General features: G+C 67.2%; 5 protein-coding genes. 3 read left to right on the top strand and 2 right to left on the bottom strand.

The genetic code is table 11. The features are described from left to right. The 3 genes from AC1VAN_RS12690 to AC1VAN_RS12700 all read left to right on the top strand — a co-directional run. On the top strand, window positions 1–604 hold a 604-nt coding region (locus AC1VAN_RS12690; RefSeq protein WP_480985914.1), incomplete at its 5' end, for an amidohydrolase family protein. 71 nt (window positions 605–675) lie between these two features. Then, on the top strand, window positions 676–1,503 hold the full coding sequence (gene metF / locus AC1VAN_RS12695) for a methylenetetrahydrofolate reductase [NAD(P)H] (RefSeq protein WP_480985915.1): 828 nt from the start codon (window positions 676–678) through the stop codon (window positions 1,501–1,503). Between the two features lie 41 nt (window positions 1,504–1,544). Then, the gene (locus AC1VAN_RS12700) at window positions 1,545–2,123 is read left to right on the top strand and encodes a DUF4124 domain-containing protein (protein ID WP_480985916.1); all 579 of its coding nucleotides are present in this window, start codon (window positions 1,545–1,547) and stop codon (window positions 2,121–2,123) included. A gap of 117 nt (window positions 2,124–2,240) precedes the next feature. Here AC1VAN_RS12700 and AC1VAN_RS12705 read toward each other — a convergent pair whose 3' ends face one another. Then, entirely contained in the window at window positions 2,241–3,194 is a 954-nt protein-coding gene (locus AC1VAN_RS12705) for a Nudix family hydrolase (RefSeq protein WP_032974911.1), read from the bottom strand. A gap of 96 nt (window positions 3,195–3,290) precedes the next feature. Then, window positions 3,291–4,501, bottom strand: a 1,211-nt coding sequence (locus tag AC1VAN_RS12710; RefSeq protein ID WP_480985917.1) for a preprotein translocase subunit SecA, incomplete at its 5' end; no start/stop codon positions are given.

Consider the following 4,501-nt stretch of genomic DNA (forward strand, 5'->3'; position numbering starts at 1 on the left):
GGTGCCCACTCATGTCACCCGCGAGGAGGATGCCCGCGCGCGCGATCCGGGCTTCATCGATGATCCGCGACTGGCGTACCTCGATCCGCTTTCGCGCTGGGCCTGGCGCGACGACCTGCAGGCCACGGTCACCCGCCATCCAGGCCAACGTGGCGAGCGCGCGCTGCACGCCTATTTCAATCATGGCCTGGCACTGACCGGCGCTGCGCACCGCGCCGGTGTTCCGGTGCTGGTGGGCACCGACACCGGGCTTGGCGGCTTCCGCTATCACGATGAACTGCAACTGCTGCACCAGGCCGGACTCAGCCAAGCCGACGTGCTGCGCGCAGCCACGTTGCACGCCGCACAGCACCTTCGCCTGCAGGCCCGGCATGGCAGTGTCGAGGTCGGCAAAGCGGCCGACCTGGTGCTGCTGGACGGCAATCCTCTGCTGGACATCGGCAACAGCCGGCGCGTGCATGCGGTGCTGCTGGCCGGCCACCTCTACGACCGTCCAAGGCTGGATGCACTGCTGGCCTACTCCCGCGCGCAGGCACGCTCACCTGCGGTGATGGCGCGGCTGCTGTGGGGATTCGTGACCAGCCCGGTCAGCGCGGAACTGTAGCGGCTGCCTTGTTTTACATCCATCTCGATGGAGAGATATACTTCTCCGCACCCGACGCCGCCGCCCGTGCCATGACCACCATCAGCTTCGAGTTCTATCCGCCCAAGACCGACGAACAGCGCACCCAGCTGGACCGTGCCGCGGCCAAGCTGAAGACGTATGCCCCCGAGTACGTGTCCTGTACCTTCGGCGCCGGTGGCTCGACCCTCAGCTACACCTCCGAGACCGTGCGCCATCTCAACCAGCACCACGGCTTCGACGCGGCACCGCACCTGTCCTGCGTGGGCGGTACCCGCCAGGAGATCCGCGAGCTGCTGACGCTGTACCGCGCCATCGGCTGCCAGCGCATCGTCGCCCTGCGTGGCGACCTGCCGTCGGGCATGGGTTTTCCCGGTGACATGCGCTATGCCTCCGAACTGATCGCCTTCATCCGTGCCGAGCACGGTGACGCCTTCCGCATCGAAGTGGGCGCGTATCCGGAAACGCATCCGCAAGCGCAGGACGCCCTGCTCGACCTGAAGCACTTCAAGGCCAAGATCGACGCCGGTGCCAATGCCGCCATCACCCAGTACTTCTTCAACCCGGATGCCTACTTCCACTTCGTCGACGAAGTGCAGCGGCTCGGCGTGCAGGTGCCGATCACCCCGGGCATCATGCCGATCTCCAACTTCAGCCAGCTGCGCCGTTTCTCCGAACAGTGCGGCGCGGAAATCCCGCGCTGGATCAGCCGCAAGATGCAGGCCTACGGTGACGACGCCGAATCGGTGCGCGCCTTCGGCGCCGAAGTGGTGGCCAAGCTGTGCCAGCGCCTGGTCGAAGGCGGCGCACCGGGCCTGCAYTTCTACACSYTGAACCTGGCCAAGCCGACSGTCTCGGTWCTGAAGCTGCTGCRWGGCTGAAAAGTACGCTGCGTTATCGCAATCGGCGCTACGCTGCGTCGATGAAGSTCGTCCTGTCCCTGTTGCTGSTCCTGCTGCTGCCCGGYGTCTGCGCCGKTGYGCAGGCGCAGACCACGCGCTTGAACCGCTGCACCGATCCGCAGGGGCAAAGTGTCTATAGCGACCGCCCCTGCGACAGCCTGGGCGCGCAGTCCCGGCGGCCACCGCCGGCGCCTTCCGGCAATACCCTGCAGCGCGACAGCCTCGGCAGCAGCTGCCCGCGCCGGCTGAGCGAACTGGTGCAGGCTTTGCACACGGCGGTCGGCATCGGTGATGTGAACCGGCTTTCTTCGCTGTACCTGTGGGGCGCGGTGTCCGATGCCGGCGCACAGCGGATTCTTGGCCAGCTGGAATCGGTGGTGCGGCGGCCGCTGGTGGACGTGGTGCCGGTGTATCCGCGCCAGGATCTGGATGAGGGCCAGGGCATCGCCTCACAGGATCCGGAAACGGTGCCGATGCCGGCTGCACGGCGCCATCCGATCGGGTTGCGGTTGGAGCAGACCCTGCCGGGCAGCGCCACGCGCGCGGCGACCGTGCTTGGGCTGCGGCGGCAGTATGGGTGTTTCTGGATTACGTTGTGAGCGGGTGCTGCTGAACCGCCATCCACGCATGGCGTGGATCTACTGGTCGCTGCGTGGCGTGGGTCTGCTCATCCACGCATGGCGTGGATCTACTTGCTTGCGCCCCTGTGTATCGCGCTACACCGGCCATAGTCCGCGGATGGCGGCGATACCCTGCCCGCCATGCCGGCGTGCCTCGGCCACATGCTGCGGTGTCATGCCGCCGAGCGCATAGATCGGCAGCGAGACCTGGGCGCGCAGCGCGGCGAAGGCCTCCCACCCCAACGGCATTGCATCGGGATGGCTCGCAGTGGCCTGCACCGGCCCCAGCACGGCGAAGTCGCAGCCCAGCCGCTGTGCGGCCAGCAGCTGCTCAAGCCCGTGGCAGGAGGCGGCCACCAGCTGCCCGGGCGGCAGCGGCCGTTCCTGCAGCGACTGCAGCTGCTCGCTGCCCAGGTGCACGCCAACGCCGAGGGTGCGCGCCAGTTCGATATCGCGGTTGAGCAGCCACTGCACACCGCGCCGATGCGCGCGCACGGCCTGCTCGATCACGCCCTGACGCTGCGGATGCTCGGCGGGCAGGCGCAGCTGGATGCGTTGCTGCCCCGAAGCCACGGCCTGCTGCAGCTGGCCGTGCCAACGCTGCAGGCCGCCCTCATCGATGTCCGGCGCAGGGGTGATCAGGTAGCAGTCCGGCTGGCGCAGTGCGGCCACCACCGGCAGGTCGGCCGGCGGCATTGAATAACGGGCCAGCTTGTCCGGCGTCACCCAGGTGATGGCCTGGCCCTCGCGTCCACGCGGGGCGCCCTTCCAGCTGCGCACGTGGCGCACTTCCAGGGTCAGGTCCTTGTCCGGGTAGCGCTGCGGCACGTCCATGATCCACTCGCCCACCTCTGCCTCGATGCCCAGCTCCTCGTGCAGCTCGCGCACCAGCGCCTGTTCGGAGGTCTCACCGGGCTCGCGCTTGCCGCCCGGGAATTCCCAGAGGCCGGCCATGTCGCGGCTTTCGGTACGGCGGTTGAGCAGGATGCGGCCGCGGGCGTCGGTGATGACGGCGGCTACGACGTGGATCGATCGTTTCGGGGAAGGCATGGCCGAAGCATGCCGAAAAGCGGGGCACCGGCGCAATCGCCGGGCGCTTCAAGGCCCAGAACAGGAAAGCCCCGCTTTCGCGGGGCTCTCCGGGGGTCAGCTCAGCTGGCCGTGGCAGTGCTTGTACTTCTTGCCGCTGCCGCACGGGCACGGATCGTTGCGACCGATCTTGGGCTCGTCACGCTGCAGCTGCGCCACGCCCTGCTGGGTGGCCTCCACCTGCGCCGCCTCTTCGTCGGCGCCGTAGCCGCCGGCGTCCTGGTGCTGGAACTGCGACTGGCTCAGGCGGGCTTCCACCTGCTGGCGCTCGGCCGCTTCCAGTGCCTGCACTTCCTCGTCGCTGCGGATGCGCACGCGGGCCAGCAGGGTCACCACTTCGCGCTTGACGTTCTCCAGCATGTCCGAGAACAGCTCGAAGGCTTCCTTCTTGTATTCCTGCTTCGGCTGCTTCTGCGCATAACCGCGCAGGTAGATGCCCTGGCGCAGGTAATCCATGCGTGCCAGGTGCTCCTTCCAGCTCTGGTCGAGCACGGTCAGCATCACGTGCTTCTCCAGCGCGCGCATGGTCTCTTCGCCCACGCCCGCTTCCTTCTCGGCGAAGTGCTGGTTGATGCGCTCCTGCACCTTGGCGGTGATGCCTTCGGCATCCAGCTCCTCGTGCGACTTGACCAGATCGGTCAGCGACATGTCCACACCGAAGTCCGACTGCAGGGTGGCTTCCAGGCCACGCAGGTCCCACTGCTCGTCCACCGAGTTCGGCGGCACGAAGCGGGCAACGATGTCGAAGATCACGTCGTCGCGGATGCCATCGACGTTGTCCTTCACCGAGTCGGCGTCCAGCAGTTCGTCGCGCTGGGCGTAGATCACCTTGCGCTGGTCGTTGKYSACGTCGTCGWAWTCCAGCARKTKCTTGCGGATGTCGAAGTTGTGGGCCTCGACCTTGCGCTGCGCCTTTTCAATCTGGCGGCTGACCAGGCGGTCTTCGATGACGTCGTCTTCCTTCATGCCCATCATGCGCATGGCCTTCTGCACCCAGTCGGAGGCGAAGATGCGCATCAGGKWRTCTTCCAGCGACAGGTAGAAACGGGACGAGCCCGGATCACCCTGGCGGCCCGAACGGCCACGCAGCTGGTTGTCGATACGRCGCGATTCGTGGCGYTCGGTGCCGAYGATGTGCAGGCCGCCGGCCGCCTTGACCGCGTCATGGCGCTTCTGCCACTCGGCCTTGATCGCGGCCTTCTGCTCGTCGGTCGCGCCTTCACCCAGCTCGTGGATTTCCGCTTCCAGCGAACCGCCCAGCACGATGT

This window comes from Stenotrophomonas sp. 05L44_2 (genome assembly GCF_056665995.1).